This window comes from Streptomyces arenae (genome assembly GCF_022343545.1).
Lineage (GTDB): Bacteria > Actinomycetota > Actinomycetes > Streptomycetales > Streptomycetaceae > Streptomyces > Streptomyces humi.
Genome location: NZ_JAKQYH010000090.1, coordinates 140917 through 166612, shown reverse-complemented (window position 1 = coordinate 166612; position 25696 = coordinate 140917). Strand labels below are relative to the sequence as shown.

General features: G+C 70.5%; 28 protein-coding genes, 1 pseudogene and 1 riboswitch. Of the genes and pseudogenes, 16 read left to right on the top strand and 13 right to left on the bottom strand.

Annotated elements, in window-relative coordinates:
• Positions 1 to 249 precede the first annotated feature (249 nt).
• From MB828_RS42830 to thrC, 3 genes are all read right to left on the bottom strand, one after another.
• Positions 250 to 456 carry a cold-shock protein gene (locus MB828_RS42830; protein WP_007493268.1) on the bottom strand — a complete coding sequence of 69 codons (207 nt, stop codon included), beginning with the start codon at positions 454 to 456 and terminating at the stop codon, positions 250 to 252.
• 469 nt (positions 457 to 925) lie between these two features.
• Positions 926 to 1201, bottom strand: coding sequence for a MoaD/ThiS family protein (locus tag MB828_RS42825; RefSeq protein ID WP_301652873.1), 276 nt, complete (start codon positions 1199 to 1201; stop codon positions 926 to 928).
• A 115-nt stretch (positions 1202 to 1316) separates the two neighbouring features.
• Positions 1317 to 2603, bottom strand: a complete 1287-nt coding sequence (gene thrC / locus MB828_RS42820; RefSeq protein ID WP_301652872.1) for a threonine synthase — start codon at positions 2601 to 2603, stop codon at positions 1317 to 1319.
• 18 nt (positions 2604 to 2621) lie between these two features.
• Positions 2622 to 2764, bottom strand: a riboswitch (SAM riboswitch).
• A 157-nt stretch (positions 2765 to 2921) separates the two neighbouring features.
• Here thrC and MB828_RS42815 point away from each other — a divergent pair.
• Entirely contained in the window at positions 2922 to 3866 is a 945-nt protein-coding gene (locus MB828_RS42815; RefSeq protein ID WP_133026682.1) for a glucosyl-3-phosphoglycerate synthase, read from the top strand.
• A 72-nt stretch (positions 3867 to 3938) separates the two neighbouring features.
• Entirely contained in the window at positions 3939 to 5384 is a 1446-nt protein-coding gene (locus tag MB828_RS42810; RefSeq protein WP_301652871.1) for an alpha,alpha-trehalose-phosphate synthase (UDP-forming), read from the top strand.
• 67 nt (positions 5385 to 5451) lie between these two features.
• Here the strand turns inward: MB828_RS42810 and otsB are convergent, their stop codons facing one another.
• Genes otsB through MB828_RS42795 form a run of 3 tightly spaced genes read right to left on the bottom strand, consistent with a single transcriptional unit; the run spans position 5452 to position 7897 of the window.
• The gene (gene otsB / locus MB828_RS42805) at positions 5452 to 6318 is read right to left on the bottom strand and encodes a trehalose-phosphatase (RefSeq protein WP_301652870.1); all 867 of its coding nucleotides are present in this window, start codon (positions 6316 to 6318) and stop codon (positions 5452 to 5454) included.
• Between the two features lie 58 nt (positions 6319 to 6376).
• Positions 6377 to 6610 carry a DUF3263 domain-containing protein gene (locus MB828_RS42800; protein WP_301652869.1) on the bottom strand — a complete coding sequence of 78 codons (234 nt, stop codon included), beginning with the start codon at positions 6608 to 6610 and terminating at the stop codon, positions 6377 to 6379.
• Positions 6611 to 6628: 18 nt separating this feature from the next.
• Positions 6629 to 7897, bottom strand: a complete 1269-nt coding sequence (locus tag MB828_RS42795; RefSeq protein ID WP_301653023.1) for an ABC transporter substrate-binding protein — start codon at positions 7895 to 7897, stop codon at positions 6629 to 6631.
• A 129-nt stretch (positions 7898 to 8026) separates the two neighbouring features.
• Here MB828_RS42795 and MB828_RS42790 point away from each other — a divergent pair, with 129 nt between their 5' ends.
• The 3 genes from MB828_RS42790 (at position 8027) to MB828_RS42780 (ending at position 11234) form a co-directional block, all read left to right on the top strand.
• Positions 8027 to 8968 carry an ROK family protein gene (locus tag MB828_RS42790; RefSeq protein WP_301652868.1) on the top strand — a complete coding sequence of 314 codons (942 nt, stop codon included), beginning with the start codon at positions 8027 to 8029 and terminating at the stop codon, positions 8966 to 8968.
• On the top strand, positions 8968 to 10194 hold the full coding sequence (gene nagA / locus MB828_RS42785) for an N-acetylglucosamine-6-phosphate deacetylase (RefSeq protein WP_301652867.1): 1227 nt from the start codon (positions 8968 to 8970) through the stop codon (positions 10192 to 10194). The genes MB828_RS42790 and nagA overlap by 1 nt, the downstream gene beginning before the upstream one ends.
• Before the next feature lie 110 nt (positions 10195 to 10304).
• Positions 10305 to 11234 (top strand): 1-phosphofructokinase family hexose kinase, encoded by a 930-nt coding sequence (locus MB828_RS42780; protein WP_301652866.1) that lies wholly within the window; start codon positions 10305 to 10307, stop codon positions 11232 to 11234.
• On the opposite strand, the gene MB828_RS42775 is transcribed toward MB828_RS42780, so the two are convergent.
• Entirely contained in the window at positions 11231 to 12178 is a 948-nt protein-coding gene (locus tag MB828_RS42775) for a carbohydrate-binding protein (RefSeq protein WP_301652865.1), read from the bottom strand. The two genes, MB828_RS42780 and MB828_RS42775, sit on opposite strands and share 4 nt — an antisense overlap.
• Before the next feature lie 118 nt (positions 12179 to 12296).
• Positions 12297 to 13961, bottom strand: coding sequence for a diguanylate cyclase CdgB (gene cdgB / locus MB828_RS42770; protein WP_133026690.1), 1665 nt, complete (start codon positions 13959 to 13961; stop codon positions 12297 to 12299).
• Positions 13962 to 14329: 368 nt separating this feature from the next.
• Here cdgB and MB828_RS42765 point away from each other — a divergent pair, with 368 nt between their 5' ends.
• Complete coding sequence (locus MB828_RS42765) at positions 14330 to 14848, top strand: flavin reductase family protein (protein WP_343236247.1); 519 nt, start codon at positions 14330 to 14332, stop codon at positions 14846 to 14848.
• Positions 14849 to 15148: 300 nt separating this feature from the next.
• Here MB828_RS42765 and arfB read toward each other — a convergent pair whose 3' ends face one another.
• Positions 15149 to 15574 (bottom strand): alternative ribosome rescue aminoacyl-tRNA hydrolase ArfB, encoded by a 426-nt coding sequence (gene arfB, locus MB828_RS42760; RefSeq protein WP_133026691.1) that lies wholly within the window; start codon positions 15572 to 15574, stop codon positions 15149 to 15151.
• A gap of 180 nt (positions 15575 to 15754) precedes the next feature.
• Here arfB and MB828_RS42755 point away from each other — a divergent pair, with 180 nt between their 5' ends.
• Positions 15755 to 16330: a TerD family protein gene (locus tag MB828_RS42755; RefSeq protein ID WP_133026692.1), complete on the top strand. Its 576-nt coding sequence runs from the start codon at positions 15755 to 15757 to the stop codon at positions 16328 to 16330.
• 63 nt (positions 16331 to 16393) lie between these two features.
• Here the strand turns inward: MB828_RS42755 and MB828_RS42750 are convergent, their stop codons facing one another.
• Positions 16394 to 16681: a DUF397 domain-containing protein gene (locus MB828_RS42750; protein ID WP_301652863.1), complete on the bottom strand. Its 288-nt coding sequence runs from the start codon at positions 16679 to 16681 to the stop codon at positions 16394 to 16396.
• Positions 16678 to 17532, bottom strand: a complete 855-nt coding sequence (locus MB828_RS42745) for a helix-turn-helix domain-containing protein (protein ID WP_301652862.1) — start codon at positions 17530 to 17532, stop codon at positions 16678 to 16680. Before MB828_RS42745 ends, MB828_RS42750 begins: the two co-directional genes overlap by 4 nt.
• Positions 17533 to 17647: 115 nt before the next feature.
• Here MB828_RS42745 and MB828_RS42740 point away from each other — a divergent pair, with 115 nt between their 5' ends.
• The 5 genes and pseudogenes from MB828_RS42740 to MB828_RS42720 all read left to right on the top strand — a co-directional run bounded on the left by MB828_RS42740 (position 17648) and on the right by MB828_RS42720 (position 21304).
• Positions 17648 to 18055 (top strand): ATP-binding protein, encoded by a 408-nt coding sequence (locus MB828_RS42740; protein ID WP_430381512.1) that lies wholly within the window; start codon positions 17648 to 17650, stop codon positions 18053 to 18055.
• Between the two features lie 254 nt (positions 18056 to 18309).
• Positions 18310 to 19173 carry a helix-turn-helix domain-containing protein gene (locus tag MB828_RS42735; protein ID WP_301652861.1) on the top strand — a complete coding sequence of 288 codons (864 nt, stop codon included), beginning with the start codon at positions 18310 to 18312 and terminating at the stop codon, positions 19171 to 19173.
• Between the two features lie 25 nt (positions 19174 to 19198).
• The gene (locus MB828_RS42730; RefSeq protein ID WP_301652860.1) at positions 19199 to 19783 is read left to right on the top strand and encodes a DUF6932 family protein; all 585 of its coding nucleotides are present in this window, start codon (positions 19199 to 19201) and stop codon (positions 19781 to 19783) included.
• Complete coding sequence (locus tag MB828_RS42725; RefSeq protein ID WP_301652859.1) at positions 19780 to 20730, top strand: hypothetical protein; 951 nt, start codon at positions 19780 to 19782, stop codon at positions 20728 to 20730. The genes MB828_RS42730 and MB828_RS42725 overlap by 4 nt, the downstream gene beginning before the upstream one ends.
• Positions 20727 to 21304, top strand: a pseudogene (locus MB828_RS42720) (Uma2 family endonuclease). The gene MB828_RS42725 and the pseudogene MB828_RS42720 overlap by 4 nt, the downstream one beginning before the upstream one ends.
• On the opposite strand, the gene MB828_RS42715 reads toward MB828_RS42720, so the two are convergent.
• Entirely contained in the window at positions 21283 to 21528 is a 246-nt protein-coding gene (locus tag MB828_RS42715) for a hypothetical protein (protein ID WP_301652858.1), read from the bottom strand. The pseudogene MB828_RS42720 and the gene MB828_RS42715 overlap by 22 nt on opposite strands.
• On the opposite strand from MB828_RS42715, the gene MB828_RS42710 reads away from it, so the two are divergent.
• The 3 genes from MB828_RS42710 (at position 21527) to MB828_RS42700 (ending at position 23752) form a co-directional block, all read left to right on the top strand.
• Positions 21527 to 22405: a S41 family peptidase gene (locus tag MB828_RS42710; protein WP_301652857.1), complete on the top strand. Its 879-nt coding sequence runs from the start codon at positions 21527 to 21529 to the stop codon at positions 22403 to 22405. The genes MB828_RS42715 and MB828_RS42710 overlap by 2 nt on opposite strands.
• A gap of 216 nt (positions 22406 to 22621) precedes the next feature.
• Positions 22622 to 23188 carry a dihydrofolate reductase family protein gene (locus MB828_RS42705; RefSeq protein WP_301652856.1) on the top strand — a complete coding sequence of 189 codons (567 nt, stop codon included), beginning with the start codon at positions 22622 to 22624 and terminating at the stop codon, positions 23186 to 23188.
• A 36-nt stretch (positions 23189 to 23224) separates the two neighbouring features.
• Positions 23225 to 23752 (top strand): GNAT family N-acetyltransferase, encoded by a 528-nt coding sequence (locus MB828_RS42700; RefSeq protein ID WP_301652855.1) that lies wholly within the window; start codon positions 23225 to 23227, stop codon positions 23750 to 23752.
• A 4-nt stretch (positions 23753 to 23756) separates the two neighbouring features.
• On the opposite strand, the gene MB828_RS42695 is transcribed toward MB828_RS42700, so the two are convergent.
• Complete coding sequence (locus MB828_RS42695) at positions 23757 to 25172, bottom strand: M1 family metallopeptidase (RefSeq protein WP_301652854.1); 1416 nt, start codon at positions 25170 to 25172, stop codon at positions 23757 to 23759.
• Positions 25173 to 25179: 7 nt separating this feature from the next.
• Between MB828_RS42695 and MB828_RS42690 the strand changes: the two genes are divergently transcribed.
• The gene (locus MB828_RS42690) at positions 25180 to 25680 is read left to right on the top strand and encodes a hypothetical protein (RefSeq protein WP_046730968.1); all 501 of its coding nucleotides are present in this window, start codon (positions 25180 to 25182) and stop codon (positions 25678 to 25680) included.
• Positions 25681 to 25696 lie beyond the last annotated feature (16 nt).

Genomic DNA, 25696 nt, shown 5'->3' with positions numbered 1-25696 from the left:
CTGCGGGCCTCACCGACCCGGTCCTTCTTTGTCACTCTCACCTTCAGAGTGCTAACGCCAATGATTAGCACTCGCCCATGCCGAGTGCAAGCGCCTCCCGGGGATCGGCCACCGGGAGTCAGGCCCGTCCAGGGCGCGGCCCACGGCCCGTCGGGGGCCGCCCCCGGGCATGCCGAAGGGCTCGTGCCCCGGGAGGCACGAGCCCTTCGAAGAAGTACAGAAGAACGTCGCTGTCAGTCGGCGCGTGCTTCAGCCGGTCGCCAAGCGGACCATGTCCGCCTGCGGCCCCTTCTGGCCCTGCGAGATCTCGAAATCGACTCGCTGACCCTCTTCCAGGGTGCGGTACCCGTCCATCTGGATCGCGCTGTAGTGGACGAAAACATCCGCACCACCGTCGACCGCGATGAAGCCGTACCCCTTCTCCGCGTTGAACCACTTGACGGTGCCCTGAGCCATGCCTAACTCCCCTATTACTGGCCCTTGCACAGATCCACACTTCGCGGATCCGGGTCAGACCTCACCCCCCATTGGTTGGGGGCGTGCGCCGGAACGCGTCGACCGCGGCTGAATGTATCTGTCCAACTGCCGTCTGCAACAGGTCAATCGGACGAGAATTCTGGGCGGGAAGGGTCCGGAATGTAGCGAGAATTCGGCCGAATTCAGGGCAAGTCGGGCCCCATAAAAGCCACAAAAGCCGCATACGACCCACACACTTTGGCTACTTCTTGGCGGGCTCGCGGTATCGAATAACAGGGCCCGTGACCCGGAGATCCGGACCGTGTTCCCCAACTGTACCGCGCTCAACCACACAGAATTGCCCCCTCCGCTTCTCTCGCGGAGGGGGCAATCGATTGAACAATGGGTGATGGCTGTTACCGAAGGTAATGTTCGGTCATTCGGCCATCACGTCAGGCGGCCGGGGCGCTCAGCCGCCGGCGACGGCCGGGATGATCGAGACGCCGGCGCCGTCCGGGGTGGCCGTCTCCAGGCCCTGCTCGAAACGCACGTCGTCGTCATTGACGTACACGTTGACGAAGCGGCGCAGCTTGCCCTGGTCGTCGAGGACGCGGGCGGCGATTCCGGTGTGGCTGTTCTCCAGGTCGGCGATGACCTCGCCGAGGTTCGCGCCCTCGGCGGTGACCTCGGCCTTGCCGCCGGTGTAGGTGCGCAGGATGGTCGGGATGCGGACGGTGACGCTCACGTGTGAACCTCCGGTAGCTGTGTGGCGCCCCTTCAGGGGCGCGGGACCGAGTCGATGTGCGGCTGCCGCCGCGCGGGCGCGACCAGCCCCCACCGGCCCGCGGAACGACGACTGCCTACTGGGTCAGCCCAGCCTCACGGAACGACTCGAGAGTGGGCCGGATGGTCGCCGTCAGACCGGTCCCCGCGACCGCGTCCAGCGTCTTCAGTCCGTCACCCGTGTTGAGTACGACGACCGACTTCGACGGGTCGATGAGCCCGTTCTCGATGAGCTTCCTGGTGACTCCGACGGTCACCCCGCCGGCGGTCTCCGCGAAGATGCCCTCGGTCCGCGCGAGCAGCTTGATCGCGTCGACGATCTGCTCGTCGTCGACGTCCTCCACGGCGCCGCCGGTACGCCGGGCGATGTCGAGGACGTACGGACCGTCGGCCGGGTTGCCGATCGCCAGCGACTTGGCGATGGTGTCCGGCTTCTGCGGCCGGACCACGTCGTGACCCGCCTTGTACGCGGTCGACACCGGGGAGCAGCCCTCGGCCTGCGCACCGAAGATCTTGTACGGCTTGTCCTCGACGAGCCCGAGCTTGATCAGCTCCTGGAGCCCCTTGTCGATCTTCGTGAGCTGCGAGCCGGAGGCGATCGGGACCACCAGCTGGTCCGGGAGCCGCCAGCCCAGCTGCTCGCAGATCTCGTACGCGAGCGTCTTGGAGCCCTCGGCGTAGTACGGCCGCAGGTTGACGTTGACGAAGCCCCAGCCCTCGCCGGCCGGGTCGCCGATCAGCTCGGAGCAGAACCGGTTCACGTCGTCGTAGTTGCCCTCGATGCCGACGAGCTCGCCGCCGTAGATCGCGGCCATCACGACCTTGCCCTGCTCCAGGTCGTGCGGGATGAACACGCAGGAACGGAAGCCGGCCCGGGCGGCCGCGGCACCCACCGCGCCGGCCAGGTTGCCGGTGGAGGAGCAGGAGAGCGTGGTGTAGCCGAAGGCGCGGGCGGCCTCGACGGCCTGGGCGACGACCCGGTCCTTGAAGGAGTGCGTCGGGTTGCCGGAGTCGTCCTTCACGTACAGCCCGCCGGTGACCCCCAGCTCCTTGGCCAGGTTGTCGGCCTGCACCAGCTTGGTCCAGCCGGGGTTGATGTTCGGCTTGGTCGTCACGTCCGCCGGGACGGGCAGCAGCGGCGCGTAGCGCCAGATGTTCGCGGGTCCCGACTCGATCCGCTTCCGCAGCTCCTCGGCGTCGTAGGCCGAGAAGTCATACGCGATCTCGAGCGGGCCGAAACACTCCTCGCAGGCGAAGACCGGGCCGAGCGGCACCCGGTGCCCGCACTCGCGGCAGGACAGCGCCGTGGCGGGGCCGAGGTCTACGGTCTTCGGGGAATCGGTTGCAACAGTCTGCGCAGCCATGTGAGGCGAGGCCCTTTCTCCTCATCTTCCTCACGACGCATCTCGCCGTGAGACGGATTTGGCACCTTCCCTAGCCGGGAGCCTCGCTGAGAGCACGAGTACCGACTGGAGGGTTGCCGGGGCTTCATCGGGCCGTTTCCCTCTGCCCCTCTGGATGAGCTGTATTCGGTTGTCAACGGGCGGTGGCCCCAGGACATGCGATGGTCACCGGCGTTGTTCAAGACTGTAACCGAAGGCCAGGACAGTTGAGATAGTCGTCCGTACCGCGAGATGGATCACACCTCGCAGTGTGATCGTGACAGTGAGGAGCCGCTGACTGTGCTGGAAGAAGTCGAGCGCTGGCTGGCCACCCGCTCCTGGTCCGTGAACGACCGCCCGCTGCACCGGATACTCGCCGCCAAGCAGCGCACCGGTCAGTCCGTCTCCGTCGTGCTGCCCGCGCTCGACGAGGAGGAGACGGTCGGCGACATCGTCGCCGTCATCCGCCACGACCTGATGCGGCAGGTGCCGCTCGTCGACGAGATCGTGGTCGTCGACTCCGGGTCCACCGACCGTACGGCGGAGGTGGCCGCCGCGGCGGGCGCGCGGGTCGTCCACCGTGACTCGATCCTGCCGCGCATCCCCGCGGTCCCCGGCAAGGGCGAGGTCCTCTGGCGCTCCCTCCTGGTCACCACCGGGGACATCGTCTGCTTCGTCGACGCGGACCTCAGGGACTTCTCCTCCGACTTCGTCACCGGGATCGTCGGCCCGCTGCTGACCGACCCCGGCGTGGACCTGGTCAAGGCGATGTACGACCGCCCGCTGGCCGGCGCGGCCGGGCAGGGCGGCCGGGTCACGGAGCTGATGGCCCGCCCGCTGCTGAACATGCACTGGCCGCAGCTGGCCGGGTTCGTGCAGCCGCTCGGCGGCGAGTACGCGGCCCGCCGCGGCCTGCTGGAACAGCTGCCCTTCCCGGTCGGCTACGGCGTGGAGCTGGGCATGCTGGTGGACGCCCTGCACCTGGTCGGCCTGGACGCCCTCGCCCAGGTGGACGTGGGGGTCCGCAAGCACCGCCACCAGGACGGCCAGGCGCTCGGCCGGATGTCCGCCGCGATCTACCGCACGGCCCAGCTGCGGCTGGCCCGCGGCCACCTGGTCCGCCCGGCCCTGACCCAGTTCGAGCGGGGGGAGAACGGCTTCGAACCGCGCACGTACTCCGTGGACACGGAGGAGCGGCCGCCGATGGTGGAGATCGCGGAGTACGCCGAGCGCCGGGTGGCGTGACCTCGTATACCTTCCGGGCGTCGGGCACAGCCGTACGTTTGAGCGTTTACGGGCCGGGCTAGGTTCAGGCGTATGGCTTCTCCCCTTGCTTCCACCGGCGGTGCCGAAGTACTGGTCGCGTCGAACCGCGGCCCGGTCTCGTACGAGGTGCGCCCTGACGACCCGGCCGGCGCGCTGCACGTCAAACGGGGCGGCGGCGGGCTGGTCTCCGGGCTGTCGGCGATCGGGCCGGACGCGAACGCGGTGTGGGTGTGCGCCGCGCTGGGCGACGGCGACCGCGAGGCGGTCCGCCGGGCCGCGGGCGGCCGGCTGCCGGCGGCGGACACCGGGGGCCAGCAGGTCCGGATGCTCGACATCGACGCGGACGTGTTCTCGGACGCGTACAACGGCGTCGCCAACTCGGTGCTGTGGTTCGTCCACCACATGCTCTACCAGACCCCGCTGGAGCCCGTCTTCGACGCGGAGTTCCGGCGCCAGTGGGCGTCGTACCAGGCCTACAACCGCGCGTTCGCCGAGGCGCTGGCCGAGGAGGCGGGCGAGGGGGCGGTGGTGGTCATCCAGGACTACCACCTGGCGCTCGCGCCCCGGATGCTGCGGCAGCTGCGCCCCGACCTGCGGATCGGCCACTTCTCCCACACTCCCTGGGCGCCGCCGGACTACTTCCGGCTGCTGCCCGACGACATCGCCGCGGAGCTGCTGAGCGGGATCCTCGGCGCCGACCACGCGGCGTTCCTGACGCGGCGCTGGGCGGACGCGTTCGTCGACTGCTGTCACGCGGTGCTGGGCCCGGGGATCCCCTCCTCGGACACCCGGATCGGGGTGCACGGGCTGGGGGCCGACGCGGACTTCCTGCGCAAGCGGGCGCACGAACCCGACGTGGCCGAGCGGATGCGGGCGCTGCGCGAGGAGATCGGCGGCGCGGATCGCCGGACCGTCGTGCGCGTCGACCGGACCGAGCTGTCGAAGAACATCGTGCGGGGGCTGCTGGCCTACCGGCAGCTGCTCGACGACCACCCCGAGTGGCGGGAGCGGGTGGTGCACGTCGCGTTCGCGTACCCCTCGCGGCAGGACCTCGCCGTGTACCGGGAGTACACGGCCGAGGTGCAGCGGGTCGCCGACGAGATCAACTCGGCGTACGGCACGGCGGGCTGGACGCCGGTGGTGCTGCACGTCAAGGACGACTTCGCTCGGTCGCTCGCGGCGTACCGGCTGGCCGACGTGGCACTGGTGAACCCGATCCGGGACGGCATGAACCTGGTCGCGAAGGAGATCCCGGTGGTGTCGGACGAGGGGTGCGCGCTGGTGCTCTCGCGGGAGGCGGGGGCGTACGAGGAGCTGGGCGAGGACGCGGTGGTGGTGAACCCGTACGACATCGGGGGGACGGCGGAGGCGCTGGCGCGGGCGCTGGCCATGCCGGCGGGGGAACGGGCGGAGCGGTGCAAACGCCTGTCGGCGGCTGCGACCGCGTTGCCTCCCGCGGCTTGGTTCCTGGAGCAGTTGGGTGCGTTGAGGGGGTAGGTCGTCGGGTGCGGGACGGTGGGGGCTGGTCGCGCAGTTCCCCGCGCCCCTTAAGGGGCGCTGCCCCTTAAGGGGCGCTCTGGTGAGCCAGGTTCTTCAGGAGGCGTACGACTCCCTCCGGGCCGTTGACCACCAGGTCGGCTCGGTCGGCGAGGTCGGTGACCTCCTCGCTGCCGCTGCACACCAGGAGGCCCGGGACGCCCTCCTCGCGCAGTTTCTCGACCGCGGCGAAGGCCGGGATGTCGCCCAGGTCGTCGCCCGCGTAGAGGACCGCGCCCGCGCCGATCTCCCTCGCGAACTCGCGGAGTGCCACACCCTTGTCCATGCCCGGGGGGCGGAGCTCCAGGACCAGGCGGCCCGGTTCCACGATCAGGCCGTGCCGGGTGGCCAGGTCGGTCAGGGGGGCGCGGAGGGCGTCGAAGGTGGCCTGGGGGTCGTCGGCCCGGCGGGTGTGGACGGCCACCGCGAAGCCCTTCTCCTCGATCCAGGTGCCGTGCGCGGCGCCGACGCGGTCGAGCAGGGCGGGGAGTTCGGCGCGGACGGCCGCGATGCCGGGGTGCGGCGGCGGTGCGGTGAGCCGGCCGGTGGCCGCGTCCCAGCGTTCGGCGCCGTAGTGGCCGAGGACGACCAGGTGCTCCAGGCCGGGGACCTCGGCGAACCCGCCGTGGCGGACGGCCACCTCGGCCGGGCGGCCGGTGATCACGGCGACGGCGGCCACCTCGGGCGCGAGGGCGGCGAGGGCCGGTACGGCGTCCGGGTGGGCCCGCGCCTGCTCGGGGTCGGCGACGATCGGCGCGAGCGTCCCGTCGAAGTCGAGCCCGACGAGGGCGGAGCGGGGCCGCGCGAGGAGGGCGGCGAGCCCGTCGCGGCCGGCGGGGGTGCGTGGCGTCGGGAGGGGTTCCGTGGCGTGGGGGTCCGTGCTGTGGTTGCCCATACGGCTGACAGTATCCGAGCGCCCTGGTTTCAAGCGTCCCGAAGATCCCCTGCGACCCTCACCGCTCCGCGCGCCGCGCCTCCCGCACCCTCCGCAGCCGGTTCACCGTCACCGGGTCGTGGGCCAGCGCCCGCTCGTCGTCCAGCAGCGCGTTGAGGAGCTGGTAGTAGCGCACGGGCGCCAGGTCCAGCTCCTCCCGTATGGCCCGTTCCTTCGCGCCGGGGCTCGGAAAGCCCCGGCGTTCCAGAGCGAGGATCGTCAGCTCGCGTGCGCCCAGTTCTTGCCGGTCCATGCCGAGAACCGTACGCGTTCAGCCGGTCGCCGCCGCCGTACGGCTGTCCGCGAGGGCCGCCTCGGCCTGGATCGCCGTGAGCACGCTGGTCGGGTTGCCGGACGGGCTGACCGCCGTACCGATCTGCTTCTTGAGGTCGGCGCTGACGGCCGCCCAGGACGTCTTGCCCGCCGGGTACAGCTGGGACGTCGGCAGCTCCTCCAGGAAGGGGCGCAGTTGCTTGTCCTCGGCCCGGCCGGAGTCGGTCATCGTCTGGGACGCGGAGGTGGTGACGGGCAGCAGGCCGTACTCACGGGAGAAGTCGAGGACGTTCTTCTCGCTGTAGACGTAGTTCAGGAAGTCGCCGACCTGCTCGGCGTGGCCGTTCTGCTTGAACGCCGCCATCCAGTCGGTGACTCCCATGGACGCGGTGCTGGTGCTCTGGCCGCCGCGGGCCGGCATCGGGACCGCGCCGAACTTCACGCCCTTCTTCTCGGCCTGCTTGATCAGCGTGGGGTGCCCGTTGAGCATGCCGACCTGGCCGTCGGCGAACGCGGCGAACGCGGTGGCGCGGTTCAGCTTGCCGGGGGCGGTCGGGCCGGTCAGGCCCTTGCCGACCAGGTCGTCCTTGAGCCAGGTGAGGGTGTCGATGTTCTGCGAGGAGTCGATCGTGTAGGTGCCGGTGTCGTCGGTGTAGCCGCTGCCGCCGCTGAGCAGCCACTGCATGGTCTCCGCCTGGGCCTCCTCGGGGCCGAGCGGCAGCGCGTACGGGTACTTCACGCCGTGCGCCTTGAGCGCCTCGGCGTCGGCCGCCAGCTCCTTCCAGGTGCTGGGCGGGGTGATGCCGGCGTCGGCGAAGAGGGTCTTGTTGTAGAAGAGGACGCGCGTGGACGCGGCGAACGGTATGCCGTACTGCGCGTGGTTCCACTGGCCCGCCTCGGCGAGCTGGGACGGGAAGTCGGCCTGCACGGGGATGGAGAGCAGATCACCGGCCTCGTACAGTTTGCCGGCCGCCGCGTAGTCGGCGTACGAGCCGATCTGCGCCAGGTCGGGTGCGTCGTCGGCGGCGACCATGTCCTTGACCTTGCGGTCGACGTCGTTCCACGAGTAGACGGTGACGTCGATCTTCACCCCGGAGTGCTGGGCCTCGTACGCCTTGGCCAGCTTGTCCCAGTACTTCTGGGAGCTGTTGGCGGCGGAGTCTCCGTAGTCTGCGGCGACGAGTCTGAGGGTGACGTCCGATGATCCGGTCGTCCCACAGCCACCGAGGACCGCCGTCATGCCCAGAGTGGACACCACCGCGATCATTCCTGCCTTACGCCGCCGCACCCGCACTACCTCGATCTAACTGTGTCGCCGTTCAACATGTGGACACATAAGGTCTACACCACGCAAGTGGACTAGACCTCTTGAGGGTCCACGGGCCACACTGTTCCCGTGAGACATGTCATCGCCCTGGACGTGGGCGGCACCGGAATGAAGGCCGCGCTCGTCGGCCCGGACGGCGAGCTGCTTCACCAGGACCGCCGGGCGACCGGCCGCGACCGCGGCCCCGACGCCGTCGTGGCCGCCATCCTCGACTTCGCCGCCGACCTGCGCGCCCACGGCGAACAGCAGCTCGGCGAACCGGCGGCCGCGGCCGGCGTGGCGGTACCGGGCATCGTCGACGAACGGGCCGGCACCGCGGTCTACGCGGCCAACCTCGGCTGGCGTGACGTCCCGCTGCGCGCGCTCCTCGCCGACCGCCTCGGTGTCCAGGTCGCCCTCGGCCACGACGTCCGCACCGGCGGTCTCGCCGAGGGCAGGCTCGGCGCGGGCCGGGGAGCGGACCGCTTCTTCTTCGTGGCGCTCGGCACCGGAATCGCGGGCGGCTTCGGCCTGGACGGCCGGGTGGAGTCGGGCGCGCACGGCTTCGCGGGCGAGATCGGCCACATCGTCGTACGACCGCAGGGCGCGCCGTGTCCCTGCGGGCAGCGCGGCTGCCTGGAGCGGTACGCGTCGGCGGCGGCGGTGAGCGAGGCGTGGGCGCAGGCCTGCGGCGACCCGGACGCGGACGCCGCGGACTGCGCGAAGGCCGTCACGTCCGGTGACCCGAACGCCGTACGGGTGTGGGGCGGGGCGGTGGACGCCCTGGCCGACGGCCTGGTCACGGCCCTCACGCTGCTGGACCCGCGCGTCCTGATCATCGGCGGCGGCCTGGCGGAGGCGGGAGACGTGCTCTTCGAGCCCCTGCGGGAGGCGGTGGAACGCCGGGTGACCTTCCAGAAGCTCCCGGCCGTCGTCCCGGCCGAACTGGGAGACACAGCCGGCTGCCTGGGCGCGGGACTCCTGGCCCAGGACCTGTTGAAGACGACGACTACTGCGGAGGTAACCCCCTGATGGCTGTTGACAAGCGTAAGGACAGCGCCCCCTCAGGGGCGCGGGGAACTGCGCGATCAGCCACGACGCACCCGCAGCCGGGGTCTGCCGGACTGGTCCTCCACGGTGCCCGCACAGTCCTCCCGACCGGAGTGGTCGACAACGGCCACCTGGCGGTCGAGGGCACGAAGATCGCCGCCGAAGCCCCGCCGAACGCCCAGCTGATCGACCTCACCGGCCACTACCTGATCCCCGGGTTCGTCGACCTCCACAACCACGGCGGCGGCGGAGCCTCCTTCAGCTCGGGCACCGCCGAACAGATCCTCACCGGCGTCCACACCCACCGGCTGCACGGCACCACCACCCTGGTGGCCTCCACCGTCACCGACGACATGGACGTCCTCGCCCGCCAGGCCGGCCTCCTCTCCGAACTCGCCGAGCAGGGGGAGATCGCCGGGATCCACTTCGAGGGCCCGTTCATCTCCCCGTGCCGCAAGGGCGCCCACTCCGAGGCGCTGCTGCGCGACCCGGACCCGGCGGAGGTCCGCAAGCTGGTCGACGCGGCGCGCGGGCACGCGAAGATGGTCACGCTGGCCACCGAACTCCCGGGCGGCATCGAGTCGGTACGACTGCTCGCCGAGCACGGCGTGATCGCGGCCGTCGGCCACACCGACGCGACCTACGAGCAGACGGCCGAGGCGATCGACGCGGGCGCCACCGTCGCCACCCACCTCTTCAACGCGATGCCGGCGCTGGGCCACCGCACTCCCGGCCCGATCGCCGCCCTCCTGGAGGACGAGCGGGTCACGGTGGAGCTCATCAACGACGGCACGCACCTGCACCCGGCGGCGCTTCAGCTGGCGTTCCATCACGCGGGCCCGGACCGGGTGGCGTTCATCACGGACGCCATGGACGCGGCGGGCGGCGGCGACGGCCGCTACCTGCTGGGCCCGCTGGAGGTCGAGGTCACGGACGGCGTCGCCCGGCTGGTGGAGGGCGGTTCGATCGCGGGCTCGACGCTGACCCTGGACCGCGCGCTCCGGCGGGCGGTGACCGTCGACGGGCTGCCCGTCGAACACGCCGTCGCCGCGCTGTCCGCCAACCCGGCCCGGCTGCTGGGCCTCTACGACCGCGTCGGCTCCCTGGAGCCCGGCAAGGACGCCGATCTCCTCGTCCTGGACGCGGACTTCACGCTGAAGGGCGTGATGCGAAAGGGCACGTGGCTGGTCGCACCCGAACTTCCCTGAACATCACCGTGGTTCGAGAGACGGCGACCTAGGCCCGGCCGCCGTCTCTTTGGCATGATCGAGGCCCCCGACGAACGCCACGGTCGCACCCCGCGAGGGAGGTTCTCCCGGTGATCCTCACCGTCACGCTGAACACCGCGCTCGACATCACCTACCGGGTCGGTGCGCTGCGCCCGCATGCCTCGCACCGGGTCTCGGCGGTGACCGAACGGCCGGGCGGCAAGGGGGTGAACGTGGCCCGGGTGCTGGCGGCGCTCGGGCACCCGGCGACCGTGACCGGGTTCGCGGGCGGGGCGACCGGGGCGGCGGTGCGGGAGCGGCTCGCGGAGACGGCGGGGGTGGTGGACGCGCTGCTGCCGGTGGCCGGGGCGACCCGCCGCACGATCGCCGTGGTGGACGAACTGACGGGCGACACGACCCAGTTGAACGAGCCGGGTCCGCAGATAGCGCCCGCCGAGTGGGGCGCCTTCCTCGACCACTACGAGGGACTGCTGGCCGGGGCCTCGGCGGTGGCGCTGTGCGGGAGTCTGCCGCCGGGGGTGCCGGTCGGGGCGTACGCCGGGCTGATAAAGGCCGCTCGCTCCGCCGGGGTGCCCGTGCTGCTCGACACCGGCGGGGAGCCGCTGCGGCGCGGGGTGGCGGCCCGGCCGGACCTGATCAAGCCGAACGCCGACGAACTGGCCGAACTGACCGGCTCCCACGACCCGGCCCGGGCGACCCAGGACGCCCGCCGCCGGGGCGCCCGCGCGGTCGTCGCCTCCCTGGGCCCACGGGGTCTCCTCGCCCTCACCCCGGAGGGCACCTGGCGCGCGCTCCCACCGACCCGCGAACACGGCAACCCCACGGGCGCGGGCGACGCGGCGGTAGCCGCCCTGCTGTCGGCCCAGGCAGAACAACTCCCCTGGCCGACCCGCCTGACCCGCGCGGTGGCCCTGTCAGCGGCAGCCGTACGCGCCCCGACGGCAGGCGAGTTCGACCGCGCAACCTACGAGAAGCTGCTGACCCAGGTCACGGTGACGGGCGGGACGACGGCCGCCTAGCCCTTGTTCGTGTGCTTCCCCTGCTTCACCCACAGCTGGTCCAGCAGGACGTTGCAGCTGTCGCCGCTCTGGCAGGACAGAGAGATCGTGTTGGTGCCCTTGGTGAGGGTGGGGTAGGTGTAGCTGGTCGTCCAGGCGTTGGCCGGGTCGCTCTGGTGCGTGTAGTTGTCCAGCGGGAACTTGCTGCCGAACTCCTTGCCGTTGATCTTCAACGTCATGGTGCTGTCCGTGACCGCGCTGTAGTGCGCGAAGACCGTGTACAGGCCGTCCGCCGGAATGCCGTCGACCGTCCAGGTGACGCCGGCGCCCGTCTGGTTGAGGTTCGTGACGTAGATACCGCCGTCGGCCCTCGCCCCCTTGACGTCCGAGGCCAGGCTCGCGCCACCGTCCAGCCGGAACGCCTTGGCGTCGACCGGATCGATGTCACCGGACGCCGAAACCGAGCTGGAGCTGGACGGGGACGGGGACGCGCTTGCGGACTGGGTGGGGGTGGTGGAGGCGCCGTTGCTCGCCTTGTTGTCGTCGTCGTTGCCGTTCAGCATGGCGACGCTGATGCCTATGACGACCGCGGCCACGACCGCGATGGCGCCGATGAGGAGGCCCTTGGTGTTCGGGCCCCGGCCGCGGGTCTGGCCGGGCGGGGTCTGGCGGGTGGTGGGGGCGCCGCCCGGGAAGGTCTCCGGGGCCTGGTAGGCCGCGCTGGGCTGCTGGCCGTACCCACCGGGCTGCTGCGGGATGGTCTGGCCGCCGTACTGCGGTGCCGTCTGCTGCTGCCCGCCGTAGGTGCGCTCGCCGACCGGACGCACTCTGCTCACGGCGTTCGGGTAGCCGTAACCACCGGAGCCGGACGGCGGCTGGGCCCCTCGGGCCTGGCCGTCGGCGTACAGGTAGCCGAACGGGTCGTCGTCCTCGGGCGTGCTCGCGCCGTTGTCGCCGGGCGTCATCCCTTGGTACTCCTCAACAGGTGCGGGCGGATGCAGTACAGCTATTGAGAGTCGAGCCTACCCGGTCTGACTGAGCCAAACGGGTGACTCGGACCGCATCAGCGAGCTGACCTGCGCATCATCCGGCACGCCGGTGCGCTTTGGGACGAGATCGTTTCTCTACGTACATCCGCTCGTCCGCGGATTTCAGGACTTCGTCCGCCGTCATGCCGCAGTGCGCCCACCCGATGCCGAAGCTGGCGCCCACCCGGACGGCCCGGCCCTCGGCGCGGATCGGCTGGATGATCTCGTTGCGCAGCCGTACGGCGAGGTCCTGGGCGTCGGCCTGGCCGAGCCCGTCGGCGAGGATCACGAACTCGTCGCCGCCGAGCCGGGCCACGGTGTCGCCGTCCCGCACGCCCCGGCTCAGCCGCCGGGCGACCTCGATGAGGACCGCGTCGCCCGCGTTGTGCCCGAACCGGTCGTTGATCGACTTGAAGCCGTCGAGGTCGCAGAAGAGCACCGCGAGCCCCTTGGCGCCGTCGTCCCGGTTCGCGTCGGGGGCGACGGTGTGCACGTGGTGGTCGAAGCCGTCGTACGACGCCGTCGAGCCGGCCGCCCCGCCGGCGAAGTCGAAGCCGTGGCCGTTGACGTCGTAGGCGGGGTGGCCGTAGGCCGCGTCCAGGGACTCCAGCTCGGCGCCGCTGCCGGTGCGGCGACAGAGCCGGGAGGTGAGGCGGGAGCGCAGCTCGGCGGAGTTCGGCAGGCCCGTGAGGGCGTCGTGGGAGGCGCGGTGGGCGAGCTGGAGCTCGCGGCGCTTGCGTTCCTCTATGTCCTCGACGTGGGTGAGGAGGAAGCGGGGGCCGTCGGCCGCGTCGGCGACCACGCTGTTGCGCAACGACACCCACACGTACGTGCCGTCGCGGCGGCCCAGGCGGAGTTCGGCGCGCCCGCCCTCGGCCGAGGTCCGCAGCAGGGTGCCGATGTCCTCGGGGTGGACCAGGTCGGAGAAGGAGTAGCGGCGCATCGCGGAGGCGGGGCGGCCCAGGAGGCGGCACAGGGCGTCGTTGGAGCGCAGTATTCGGCCGTGCTGGTCGCCGCCCATCTCGGCGATCGCCATGCCGGAGGGGGCGTACTCGAAGGCCTGCCGGAAGCTCTCCTCGCTGGCGCGCAGGGCCTGCTGCTCGCGCTCCAGCCTGACCAGGGCCCGCTGCATGTTGGCGCGCAGCCGGGCGTTGCTGATCGCGATCGCGGCCTGGAAGGCGTACATCTGGAGGGCCTCGCGGCCCCAGGCGCCGGGGTGGCGGCCGTTGCGCGGGCGGTCGACGGAGATCACGCCGAGCAGTTCACCGCAGGAGCTGCCCGATATGCCGGGCGTGTACATCGGGGCGAAGAGCCGGTCGGACGGGTGCCACTCGTCCTCGAAGCGGGGGGCGGGGCCGTCGGTGTACCACTGCGGGACGTCGTCGTCGTCGAGGACCCAGCCCTCGGTGTGCGGTATGAAGACGAGGTCGCCCCACTTCTCGCCCATGCCGAGCCGCCGGTCCCAGGAGTCCCGGGAGCCGACCCGGCCGGTGATCAGGGCCTCGGCGGCGGAGTTGCCGGAGAAGGCGGCGACCACGAGGTCCCCGTCGGGGCGCACGAGGTTGACGCACGCCATCTCGTAACCGAGGGCGGTGATCACGCCGTCGGCGACGGTCTGCAGTGTGTCCGCCAGGCTGCGGGCCGTGTTCATGTCGGCCATGACCTGGTGCAGCTGTCGCAGGGACGCAAGGCGGACGTAGGGCTCCGACTCGGTCTCCATGCTCGCCCTCCCCCCGAGACCTCGTAGCGAATCAAGGGTCTGCTTCGGCGCTACTTTTCCCCGCCACTGAATCACAGCGCGCTGCCCACTCGGTACACAGGGTCAACAATTAAGGCCCCTTGTGACTCAAGTCACAGGAGAAGGTGAACAATTGCGTGGAGTTTCTGCGTTTTCCTGTGTGCTTACTGAACACGGTCTTTGCGGCTGTGCGCACATCATGCACGTTACGGCCCCGCGCCCGCCGTTGGTCCTAGGACCCGGCTCGGGCCGATGGCCGATGCGGCGGCGCTGTAGCCGACATTAGCGTTTCCGGTGTGCTGAAGACTCCCTCCTCCGCCGCCGCAGAAGCCACCGGGCATGCTGTGGGGGTGAGCAACGAAGCGTTCAAGGCCGCGATGTCCCGGCTGGCCGCCGGTGTGGTCCTGGTGACCGCGCAGGAACCGCCGCTGGATCCGGACGATCCGCTGGCACCGGCCGGCGAGGACGTCGGCATGACCGCCACGGCGTTCCTCTCGGTGTCGCTGGATCCGCCGTTGGTGCTGGTCAGCCTGCGTACCGGCGCCCGTATGGACGACCTGCTGGACGAACAGCCGCTGTGGGCGGTCTCGGTGCTCACCGAGAGCCAGCGGCACATCGCCGGCCGGTTCGCGATGAAGGGCCGCATCAGCGACCGGCTGCTCTTCGAGGACATCCCGTACGAACGCGGCGAGACCACCGGCGCCCCGCTGGTCGGCGGCGCGCTCGCGACCCTGGAGTGCCGCACCGAGCAGCGGGTGACGGCGGGCGACCACACCCTCGTCATCGGCCGCGTCCTCGCGGCCCGGCTCCCGAGCACCGAAGGCGGCCCGCTGATGTATTTCCGCGGCCGCTATCGCCAGTTGGGATGAAACCACGCGGTCTGTTTTCCGCAATTCCGCGGGAGACCGCCGAACTCCCCTCCGCAGAAGTCACTTCCGCGAATTGAACATCGGTCGAAAACCGGTGTGCGCGCGTGCCGACGGGGCCGGACGCACCGCGAAATGATCGCCGGCGCGGACCGCGCGGTCGGGTATTACGAGAGCTGCCGGGCTTAAGGGGAGGACTGCCGGACGTTGGGGAGGGCTGCCGGGCTTTGGGGGCTGCGGGCTTTGGGGGCTGCGGGCTTTGGTGGGCTGCGGGCTTTGGTGGGCTGCCGGGTGCGGCGAGGGCTACCAGTCGCGGCCCGTCCGGCCCCGTTTGGTCTCCGAGCGCTGCTTCTTCTCGCGCAGCCGGCGTTCGTTGATGCCGCGTGGGATACGGGTCGGCCGGCGCGGCTTGGGCGGGGGCGCGGTCGCCTCGGCGAGCAGCGCGGCCAGGCGTACGGCGGCGGTCTCGCGGTTGCGCCACTGGGAGCGGTGCTCGGACGCCCGTACGACGACCACGCCGTCGACGAGCCGGCCGGCCAGCCGCGCCAGCGCGCGTTCCTTCCACACCGGGGGCAGGGCCTCGGTGTTCGCGAGGTCGAAGCGCAGCTCCACCTGGGAGTCGCTGGTGTTGACGTGCTGGCCGCCGGGCCCGGACGAGCGCGAGAAACGCCAGTGGAGCTCGGCCTCGGGGAGTGGGACGGAGCCACGGATGACGTAAGGACCGGACATGCCCCCATGGTCGCGCGGCTGACCGGGGCACGTCACGCGAATAAGTTCATCGTCCGTTTGGCAAAGAAAGTAAAGGGAGCTGGAACCTTCGGTACCCCTCGTGGCGTTCATACCGGTAGCTGTAGCTTCAAGTCCGTACGCCGCACGGCCGTACGCAAACGAGGGAAAGGACTCCCGACCATGGCTGTAAGCCTGTCCAAGGGTGGCAACGTCTCGCTCACCAAGGAGGCACCGGGCCTGACCGCCGTCACCGTGGGCCTCGGCTGGGACGTCCGCACCACCACCGGCACGGACTTCGACCTGGACGCCTCGGCCATCGCGGTCAACACGCAGGGCAAGGTCTACTCCGACGCCCACTTCGTCTTCTTCAACAACAAGAACACCCCGGACAACTCGATCGTCCACACCGGCGACAACCGCACGGGCGAGGGCGCCGGCGACGACGAGGCGATCAACGTCAACCTGGCCGCCCTGCCCGCCGACATCGACAAGATCGTCTTCCCGGTCTCGATCTACGACGCGGAGAACCGCGGCCAGAACTTCGGCCAGGTCCGCAACGCCTACATCCGTATCGTCAACCAGGCCGGCGGCGCCGAGATCGCCCGCTACGACCTCTCCGAGGACGCGGCGACGGAGACGGCCATGGTCTTCGGCGAGCTCTACCGCAACGGCGCGGAGTGGAAGTTCCGCGCGGTCGGCCAGGGCTACGCGTCGGGCCTGGTCGGCATCGCCCAGGACTTCGGCGTCAACGTCTGAGAGACGCTGCGCTGAGCGAGAGCCCCTGGCCGGTGCGGCCGGGGGCTCCGGTGTATCGCCGGATCAGTTCGCCGCCACGTACGGCACGAAGGCCGCCCAGGCGGAGGGGGCGAGGGCGAGCCGGGGGCCGGGGGTGGCGGGTGTGTGCGGGTACTTCGAGTCACGGATGTGGATGGTGGTGGGGGTGGGGGCTATTTCGAGGCAGGACTCGCCGTTGGTGCCATCGCTGTAGTTGCTCTTGAACCAGGCGAGGGCGACTTCGACGCAGGACTCGCCGTCATTGCCACCGCTGTAGCTGCTCTTGAACCACGCAAGTTCGGAAGCGTCCCCGGGAGGGGCCTTGCGGATCATGTCTCTCCCAGCAGTTGCTCGATCAGGGCCAGCGACTCCCGTGGTGAGAGAGCCTGCGCCCGGATGGTGCCATACCGCAGCTCAAGGATGCGGAGCTGTTTCGGGTCGGATGTCGCTCGGCCGTTGAAGGCACCGTCGGAGCGCGCAACCGCGGTACCGTCCGGGAACTTCAGCACCTCGATCCGTCCGTCCAGACCGGAGTGGACCTCGGAGTTCAACGGCATCACCTGAAGCGTGACGTTGTGCAACCGCCCCACTTCCAGCAGACGTTCAAGTTGCCGTCGCCACACCATTGCCCCTCCGATGGGGCGGCGCAATGGCGCCTCTTCCAGCACAAAGTGGATGGACGGAGCGGGGTCGCGCTCGAAGACCGACTGCCTAGCCAGACGAGCCGTCACCATGCGTTCCACGTCGTCCGGCGAGTAGGGGGGTTGCGCGGCCGAGATCACCGCTCGCGCGTGCTCAGGCGTCTGAAGAAGCCCGGCGATGATGTTGCACTCATATAACCCGATCTCTACGGCCTGCCCCTCCAACTTGGCAAGCTCCCGCACCTTCTTCGGATACCGGACCCTCTTCACGTCCTCCCAGGTGGCCGAGATCAGCCCGCCCGCGCCCAGAACCTCGTCCGCCCTGCTCAGGTACTCCTGGCGGGGAATCCGCTTCCCGCCCTCCACCTTGTAGACCATGTCCTCCCCGTAGCCGACGGCCTCACCGAACTCGGCGGCGCGCATCCCCACCGCCTCGCGCCGCAGCTTCAGCTGACGTCCGACCGTCGCGATGACCGCCACACCCCAGTCGTCGTCCGGGTCGACCTCCCAGCCCGGCTCGGCCACCTCGCCGTCCACAGTCATCCCCCACACCCCTCTCGCCGACAGCCAAGACAGCACTGGACAAGCGCCGGACAGTCACCGTACGTAAGCCCTCCGTCACTGTTCACCGTACGCACGCGCGGCCACGCTGGGTGACGTGAACGATGAAATCTCCACCCCCGTCCGCAACATGAGCCTGCGTCTCTCCCCCACTCCGCGAGGCGCACGCCTGGCGCGGCTGTTGACCGCTGAGCAACTGCGCAGCTGGGGACTGCCCTTGGACCCGGCGACGCAGATCGTGGCGGAGCTGGCGGCGAACGCGGCGACGCACGGCAGGGTGTCGGGGCGTGACTTCGGCCTCGTGCTGTACGTCGTGGGGAACACCCTGCGCATCGAGGTCACGGACACGCGCGGTGACCTACAGCCGCGTCCCCAATCCCTCACCCCGGACGCCGAGTCGGGCCGGGGCCTCGTCCTCGTGGACGCGCTGGCCGACAAGTGGGGCGTGACACCGGGCCTGGCGCCGCGCAAGACGGTGTGGGCCGAGATCGACGTGTCACCGTAGCCCGCAACCGCGGGCTTCGGCCGCGAGGGACGTCACCGACAAAGAACGACGGGGAGAAAGAACCCGCCCAAACCCCACCCCTCCCGCCCGTCGCGCAGAGTCACTCCCGCGGGTGAATATGCCCAACTCGGCTGGCTTTGAGGCGGGTTGCGTGCCCTACGCTCAGCGCACCAACCGCAGAAAAACTTCGGCCCCCGCCGGGACGGCAATCCCAGTGCGAGGGCCTGACCACCTAGGAAGTAGCGCTCTTCCCGATGGATACGAAAAACCCTAGCGCGCCCTCGTGCGCCGAGTCCCGTGTTGCCGCCAGGAAGCACCCGATCCGGGGGTCCGGCGGTCTGTTGCACGACAACGCCCGCCACACCTCTCACTTCGTGGTGATCGGCAACCATCTCGCCCAGCACCCCACCCTCTCGGCGCTGGCCATCGGCCTCGGCGTGCACATCCAGTCGCTTCCCAAGGGCGCGCAGGTCGACATCAAGAGCCTGGCGCTCCGCTTCCCGGAGGGCAGGGACCGCATCGGCGCGGCCCTGCGGGAGCTGGAGGCCGAGGGCTATCTGCGGCGCGAGCGGGAGCGGATCCCCGACGGACGGATCGTCACCCGCACGGTCTCCTGCAACAGGCCGGGCCACCGGACCACCCGGACCGAGACCCCCGACAGACCCGCCCGCCGTACGGCGACCACCACGGACAAGCCGCCTCCCCGTAAACGCCTCCCCGCCGTACCGCAGCCCGCCACCACCTCCCCCGCACTCCTCGGCACAGCCCTCGACGTCCTCGTCGGCCTCCGCCGCCGCGACCCCCGGCTCCTCCTCTCCGCCACGGACGCCGAACACCTGGCCCCGGGTGTCGCCGCCTGGCTGGAGCGCGACATCGCCCCCACCGCCGTACGCCACGCCCTCACCGAGAACCTGCCGACGGAACCCCTGACCCGCCCAGCCGCCCTCCTGGCCCACCGCCTGACGGCACAGCTCCCGCCACCACCCCCTTTCCGACCCCCTGCCGCACCGGCCCCGCAGCCGAGACACCCGTTCCAGACCTGCGACGGCTGCGACCGACCCTTCCGCTCCCCCGCGCCCGGGCTCTGCCGCGACTGCCGCTACGACCGGGCAGGTTGACCACCCTTCGCCAGACAGGACTCCCATGCCGCCCTCATTCACCGCGACCGGTTTTCTCCCTCTGGGCCGTTACTCCGTCGCTTTCGACGAGGCAGAGTCCATGCTGGTCAGCGCTCCGAAGTTCGAGGAATCCGTGACACGCGCAGACCTCTGGGACGGCCTGCACAGCTACCTCGACCCGCTCCTCACGCTGGAGGACGCCTACGCCGCTGCCCTCGACGGCGTTCCTCTCATCCACAGCCTGTGGCTGGGCGGCAGCTTCGTCAGCGCAAAGATCGATCCCGCGAACATTGATGTGACCGTCCTGATCGACACACGGGCCGAGCGCACCCTACGCGGGAAGCCGGGCTCCAAGTGGCTGACCACGGCTTTCCAGAGCAGGGCCAGGATGCGCGAGAAGTTCGGCGTCTCACCGCTTCGCATCGGGTACCGACCCGTTGCCCGCATTTTCGAGCCGGAACGCTTCACACCGGACGAACGGACATACTTCACACAACGAGGTGTGTGGGACGACTGGTGGCAGCGCTGCAGACTGCCGGACACGAGCGACCGCTCACCATCCGAGGAAAGTGCCGCCCCGGCACGCGGCTATCTGGAGGTGCGACTGTGACCGGCGACAGCTGGCGTGAGCGCAGGCGCGCGCTTCAGGGCGACGATCCGGCCGCATCCCAGCAGGCTGCCCGCCTGCTGGACGCATGGGGAACTGAGGAGCGGGACGACGAGGAGATCGAGGCGGAACACCGGGCGAGCCGGCTCGCGGCGACACGTGAGTACGCACCGGACGCCGTGCTCGAAGAAGAACTCCAGCTGCGTCTGACCGGGCCGGACGCGGACGGCGGCGCTCTTCGCTTCCAGTGGGGCGACGCGCTGCTCGAACCCATGGAGCAGCTGATCTCCGTCGCCGCAGGTACGCCCGTCCAGCTGGAACTGACGGGCATCTCGGCAGGCAGCACCGTCGTACACGCCCGACCCGTCACCACACCCGTCGAGTCCAGCCGAGCCGACGCCCTCGACGCGCCCGTCACGTCGGCTGCCTCGACGGGCCTCGGCACTCTCACCGCGCTGCTCGACGCCCTTGAGTCGGAACGCGACATCCATGAGTGGGCGAAGCTCTTCGACGCGGTCGAAACGGTGTCCCGGGCTCTGAGCAGGTACGCGCTGGATCTGGGCGTCACCTGGTACGGCGCCGACGGCAGCCTGCGCCGCGCCCGCCTGACCGAGCGGGGCAGGAGCTATGTCAAACGGCTGCGTGAGACGAGGGATCGCGACCAGGAGATCACCATCTCCGGTCGCATCACCGAACTACGGGAAAGCGGCATGGTGAAGGTCAAGACGGGGACCGCCAAGAACGCACCCGCATACGACGTCCGCTTCGAGGAACCTGACGAGCTACTGCGCATGCGTCCCGGTCTCGGCGACAACGTCCACTTCCGGGTCCGGTTCAGGCAGCAACTGGACGCCATGGGCATCGCACGGTCCACCGAGTACACCTACCTGGGACCAGCGGCGGAACAGCCCCCGCTTCCGCTTGAGCCGGATCAAAGCGTCGGTCCATGAAACGGCACCCCCACGTCTACCGGGCCATGCGGGACCTTGCGCAGTCGACGGACGACACCGTCCCCGGAAAGTTCGAGATCACCCGAGAGGGCATCGTCCACGTCCTGAACACCCCAAACGGTCCCCACGAACTGACACGGACACGCCTCCGCAAACGCCTGGAAGCAGCGATGCCGGAGGAGTTGGTGGCACACACCGGCACGCCCGACGTAGAGGACGAACCTGAAGGGGTCATGCGTCGCCCCGATGTCATGGTGATCAGCGAGGCGGAGATGGGGGGGACGGTTCCTTCGACGCACGCTCGCTCGTCGCCGCCATCGAGATCGTCTCGCGCTCCAACCCGGACAACGACTGGGTTTCCAAGATGCGCGACTACCCCCTGATCGGCGTTCCGGTCTACGCGGTCTTCGACCCCCGTACCGGCACCGGTGCCGTCCTCACCGACATCCACCCCACCCCCGACGGCCCGCGCTACGCGACCCGCAAGGACTTCGTCTACGGCGAGGACGTGACGATCGGGGACTGGACGATCCCGACGGACGGCCTGCCCCGCTACGGGTCCCCTGACCGGTAGCGGCGCCGCCGAAGTCCCTTGGCCGACGTGAAGTTATGGTTGCCTCCGGGATCGACGGCCGGGGGGCGGATGAGGTCGGGACGTTTGCTGTGCAGGTCGGCCTGTGCCGGGCTGGTCGCGGTCGTCGCCGTGGCGACGGGGTGCACGAGCCCTTCGCAGGAGTCACCGGACGACCGCATGGCGCCCCACGCGCGGACGTACTTGTCGAAGGCGCTGAGCATCATGGAGGAGCGCTCTCTTCTCCGCCGCCAGGTCGACTGGGCGGACGTGCGGGCCAAGGCGTTCGCGCAGGCCCGTGGTGCGCGAAAGCCCGCGGACACCTACGAGGCGATCGGCGCGGCGTTGCGGTCTCTCGGCGATGGCCACAGCACCTTCTGGGAGCCGGAGCAGGCAAAGGAGAACGTGGGGGCCTCCCCGGCTCTCGACGGCCTGCAGGGCCGTTCGCTGAAGAACGGCATCGGGTACCTCTCCCTCCCCGGAGTGGAGGGGTCCCAGAAGACGTATGACGCGTACGTACGGCGGGGACGGGACGCCGTGGCGAAGGTGGACCGGGCGGGGGCCTGTGGCTGGGTGGTGGATCTGCGTTCGGACACGGGCGGCAACATGTGGCCGATGCTCGCCGTCGTGGGACCCGTCCTGGGCGACGGGAAGGTCGGCATGTTCGTGGATGCCGACGGCAGGAAGTCACTCTGGTCGATCGAGCACGGGGCGCCCTACCAGGACGGGAAGTCGGCCGGCTGGGGCCCCGGTCGGCCCGTGTCCGGGAGCATGCCACCGGTCGCGGTCCTGACCGGGAGGCTGACGGCGAGTGCGGGGGAAGCGGTCGTGGTGGCCTTCCGAGGGCGTCCGGGCACCCGGTCCTTCGGTGAGCCGACCTTTGGCGTCCCCACGGGGAACGAGCCGCACCGCCTGTCCGACGGCGCCCTGCTGTTCCTGACGGAGGTCAGGGAAGGGGACCGTACGGGCCGTACCTACGACGCGGCGATCCCACCGGACGAGGAGATCGTCAAGGACCCCCGCCCGGCGGCCCGCAACCACGACGAGATCCTTCAGGCAGCACAGACCTGGCTGCTCGGACAGACCGCCTGCCGACGACCATGACCCGCTCCGTCGGCGAGGGACCGCTGCCGTTCCAGCCGCGTGCTCGCCGACCGACCCTGGGCCAGGCGGGCGCGGAGGGCGCCTGAGGCGCGGGGCCTACGTCCTGCGGTGTAATTCGTCAGGGGGTTGTGTCGATCCGTGGGGTTTCCGTTCGACGCATGGGCAGAGACCGGCATCCGGAACAGAGCCGGCCGTCGTACTGCCCTAGGAGAGATCATGCAGATCCGTGCCCGTGTGAGCATGAGTGCCGATGGTTTTGTGACCACGCCGAGCGGGTGGCCCGCGCTGACCGCCGACCCCTCGTTCGTGCCGGGGCAGAGTCACGGGATCCGGGAGTTCCTGGAGGGCTGCGAGGCGGCGCTGATGGGGCGGGCCACCTTCGAGCCCGCGCTGACCAACAGCCGCTGGCCGTGGCCGACCCTCGACGTGTTCGTGCTCGGCTCGCACCGCCCGGACGGCACCCCCGACCACGTCACCACCGACAGCGACCCGGTGCGGCTGCTGGAGAAGCTCCGCGCGGCCAACCGGGGCGGCGACGTCCACCTCGTCGGAGGGCCGCGGACCATCGGGACGTTCCACGCGCTCGGTGCGCTCGACACGCTCGAACTCGTCGTCCTGCCGATGCTGTTCGGCGAGGGGACGCGGCTGACGCCCGCGCTCAGCCCCGACGCCGGACTGGCCTTCCAGCGTCAGCGGGCGCTCCCCGGTGGTGCGGTGGAGATCGTGTACTCCTGCCGGGGGAGCCGCGAAGCACTTCCCGGCAAGCCTGCCAGCCAGCGCTGACCCCGGCCGGACCCCCGGCCCGGATAGGTTGCCCGCATGATCCTCCAGTCCCTGGCCGTGCGGGCCGGTGCCGACATTCCGGCGCCGGTCCTCACCGAGCTCACCGCCCTGTACGCGTCCAACCGGGAGTTCCAGGCGCTCAGCGGCGACTTCCCGGATCCGGACGACATCCGGCCCGAGCAGGTGGCCGCGCAACTGGCCGACGAGTTGGCGAACCCGGACGTCGAGGTGCTGCTGGCCCGTGCCGAGGGGCTGCTGGTCGGCGTGGTCGTGACGCTCGCCCGGCACCCCGACCCGGCCGACCCGGACCCGTGGATCGGGCTGCTGATGGTGGACGCGGGGGCGCACGGGAGGGGGTACGGGCGGCGGATCGTGGACCAGGTCGAGCAGCGGTTCCGGGCGGCCGGCCGGGACGCCGTCCGGCTCGCCGTACTGGAGAACAACCCGAAGGGGCTCGCCTTCTGGACCGCCCTCGGGTACGAGGTGATCGGTCACCGGCCGGATCTCCAGCTCGGGCGTCCGTGCGCCATCCTGCGGAAGGAACTGGGCGGCCGGGAAGGCTGACCCGTTACGGGTGGGCCGGTTTGCCGTCGCCGTACAGCCAGGTCTTCCAGATCGCGGAGAAGTTCTTTCCCGGTGCCATCCTCTGCACGTACGCCGTGAACTCGGCCGTGTCCGCGTTGCCGTGGCGGTGGGCGGCGGCCCAGCCCTGGATGATGTCGTAGAAACGGTCGTCGCCCACCGTCTGCCGGATCTTGTGCAGGACCATCGCGCCCCGCTCGTACACCGGCCGCTCCGAGATGTACGCGGCGCTCGGCGGCTTCGCGGGGGCGAAACCCCACAGGGTCGCGTCGTCCGCGGCGGTGGCGTAGACCTCGTCGAATATCTTCTGGGCGGTCCGGCCGCCGTGGTCCTCCTGCCACAGCCACCCGGCATAGGTCGCGAAGCCCTCGTTGAGCCACATGTCCTGCCAGGTGCGCGGGGTGACGGAGTCGCCGTACCACTGGTGGGCGAGTTCGTGGACGAGGGTCTCGGTGTCCGGGGTGCCGGGGAAGACGGGCCGGTTCTGGGTCTCCAGCGCGTACCCGGCGTCCCCCGGACGGTCGATGATCACGCCGGTGGAGGAGAAGGGGTAGGGGCCGAAGTTGTACCGCTCCCACGCGATGATCTCGGGGAGCTTCGCCAGCACCGCCCGGCTCGCCTCGGCCTGCGTCGGGTCCACGGCGGTGTACACCGGCAGGCCGCCGGGGAGCGTGGACCGGGTGACCGTGTAGTGGCCGACGGCGACCGTGGCGAGGTAGGTCGCCATCGGCTCGGCGGTGCGCCAGGCGAAGGTGGTCCGGCCGTTCTTCGTCGTCTCGCTCCGCAGCTCGCCGTTGGAGACGGCCTGGAGACCCTCGGGGACGGTGACCGTGATGTCGTACGACGCCTTGTCGGAGGGGTGGTCGTCGCCGGGGAACCAGGCCATCGAACCGACCGGCTCGCCGAGGGCCAGTGCGCCGTCCGCGGTGCGCAGCCAGCCCTCCTTGGAGCCGTCGGGGTCGGTGATCGTCTCCGGGCGGCCCGAGTAGCGCACGGTGGTGGCGAAGGTCTCGCCCTTGGCCAGGTCGTCGTGCGGGCGGATGGTCAGCTCCTGCCCGGCGCGGTTCCAGCGGGCGGTCCGGCCCTCGACGGTGACCGCGTCGACGTCCAGTCCCCGCAGGTCGAGGTCGAAGGCGGTCAGGTCCCGGGTGGCACGGGCGGTGATGACGGCGGTGCCGGTGAGTTCGCCGGTGCCCGGGTCGTAGCCGAGGTCGAGGGCGTAGTGGCCGACGTCGTAGCCGCCGTTGCCCGCCTTCGGGAAGTAGGGGTCGCGCAGGCCCGCGCCGCCCGGGGTGCCGTGCACGCCGCCGCCACAGGCGGTGAGCGCGAGACAGAGCAGGACGGAGGGGACCAGTGGGACGCGTCGGGGCACGCTCGTGATCGTAGGACGCCATGACACCATCGGCTACGTGCTCGACATCGGCTACGCCCTCTCCAATCGCTTCCCGGACCCGCCCCAGACCGACTACCGGCGGGTGGACGTGCGCACCCTGCGCCACGACCTGTTCTGCGGGGACGTCTACCTCGCCGACACCAAGGCGGACCGGGAACTGTCCACAGCCTGGGGATGGGTGCCGGTGCTCGACTTCGCGTGGGCGCTGTGCGACATCGTGGAGCGGATCGACCGGGACCCGGCGGGGTCCAGGGCCGCCCGCCCGCAGCACGCGGAGCTCGACTTCACCGAGTCCACCGACCGCATGCTCTTCGAGCGCCGCTTCGGCTGGGTGGACATCGAGGCGGACTGGATGCCGGCCGAGGAGCCGCCCCTCACCTTCTCGCACGCGGAACTGCGCCGGGAGGCCCGGGACTTCCTGCACGACCTGCTCGCCGACCTCACCGACATGCACGAGGAGCTGGCCGACAACCCGGCGGTCTGGACCCTCCAGGCCCGCTTCCCGCGAGTCTCCTGAACCTCCCCCGGTCCTG

What these genes read in the sequence shown, in the direction of transcription:
- MB828_RS42830 (WP_007493268.1), bottom strand. Translation starts at nt 456, where the DNA reads ATGGCTCAGGGCACCGTCAAGTGGTTCAACGCGGAGAAGGGGTACGGC.
- thrC (WP_301652872.1), bottom strand. Translation starts at nt 2,603, where the DNA reads ATGGCTGCGCAGACTGTTGCAACCGATTCCCCGAAGACCGTAGACCTC.
- MB828_RS42810 (WP_301652871.1), top strand. Translation starts at nt 3,939, where the DNA reads ATGGCTTCTCCCCTTGCTTCCACCGGCGGTGCCGAAGTACTGGTCGCG.
- otsB (WP_301652870.1), bottom strand. Translation starts at nt 6,318, where the DNA reads ATGGGCAACCACAGCACGGACCCCCACGCCACGGAACCCCTCCCGACG.
- MB828_RS42800 (WP_301652869.1), bottom strand. Translation starts at nt 6,610, where the DNA reads ATGGACCGGCAAGAACTGGGCGCACGCGAGCTGACGATCCTCGCTCTG.
- MB828_RS42795 (WP_301653023.1), bottom strand. Translation starts at nt 7,897, where the DNA reads ATGATCGCGGTGGTGTCCACTCTGGGCATGACGGCGGTCCTCGGTGGC.
- nagA (WP_301652867.1), top strand. Translation starts at nt 8,968, where the DNA reads ATGGCTGTTGACAAGCGTAAGGACAGCGCCCCCTCAGGGGCGCGGGGA.
- MB828_RS42775 (WP_301652865.1), bottom strand. Translation starts at nt 12,178, where the DNA reads ATGACGCCCGGCGACAACGGCGCGAGCACGCCCGAGGACGACGACCCG.
- cdgB (WP_133026690.1), bottom strand. Translation starts at nt 13,961, where the DNA reads ATGGAGACCGAGTCGGAGCCCTACGTCCGCCTTGCGTCCCTGCGACAG.
- arfB (WP_133026691.1), bottom strand. Translation starts at nt 15,574, where the DNA reads ATGTCCGGTCCTTACGTCATCCGTGGCTCCGTCCCACTCCCCGAGGCC.
- MB828_RS42755 (WP_133026692.1), top strand. Translation starts at nt 15,755, where the DNA reads ATGGCTGTAAGCCTGTCCAAGGGTGGCAACGTCTCGCTCACCAAGGAG.
- MB828_RS42750 (WP_301652863.1), bottom strand. Translation starts at nt 16,681, where the DNA reads ATGATCCGCAAGGCCCCTCCCGGGGACGCTTCCGAACTTGCGTGGTTC.
- MB828_RS42745 (WP_301652862.1), bottom strand. Translation starts at nt 17,532, where the DNA reads ATGACTGTGGACGGCGAGGTGGCCGAGCCGGGCTGGGAGGTCGACCCG.
- MB828_RS42735 (WP_301652861.1), top strand. Translation starts at nt 18,310, where the DNA reads ATGGATACGAAAAACCCTAGCGCGCCCTCGTGCGCCGAGTCCCGTGTT.
- MB828_RS42730 (WP_301652860.1), top strand. Translation starts at nt 19,199, where the DNA reads ATGCCGCCCTCATTCACCGCGACCGGTTTTCTCCCTCTGGGCCGTTAC.
- MB828_RS42710 (WP_301652857.1), top strand. Translation starts at nt 21,527, where the DNA reads ATGGAGGAGCGCTCTCTTCTCCGCCGCCAGGTCGACTGGGCGGACGTG.
- MB828_RS42715 (WP_301652858.1), bottom strand. Translation starts at nt 21,528, where the DNA reads ATGATGCTCAGCGCCTTCGACAAGTACGTCCGCGCGTGGGGCGCCATG.
- MB828_RS42705 (WP_301652856.1), top strand. Translation starts at nt 22,622, where the DNA reads ATGCAGATCCGTGCCCGTGTGAGCATGAGTGCCGATGGTTTTGTGACC.
- MB828_RS42700 (WP_301652855.1), top strand. Translation starts at nt 23,225, where the DNA reads ATGATCCTCCAGTCCCTGGCCGTGCGGGCCGGTGCCGACATTCCGGCG.
- MB828_RS42695 (WP_301652854.1), bottom strand. Translation starts at nt 25,172, where the DNA reads ATGGTGTCATGGCGTCCTACGATCACGAGCGTGCCCCGACGCGTCCCA.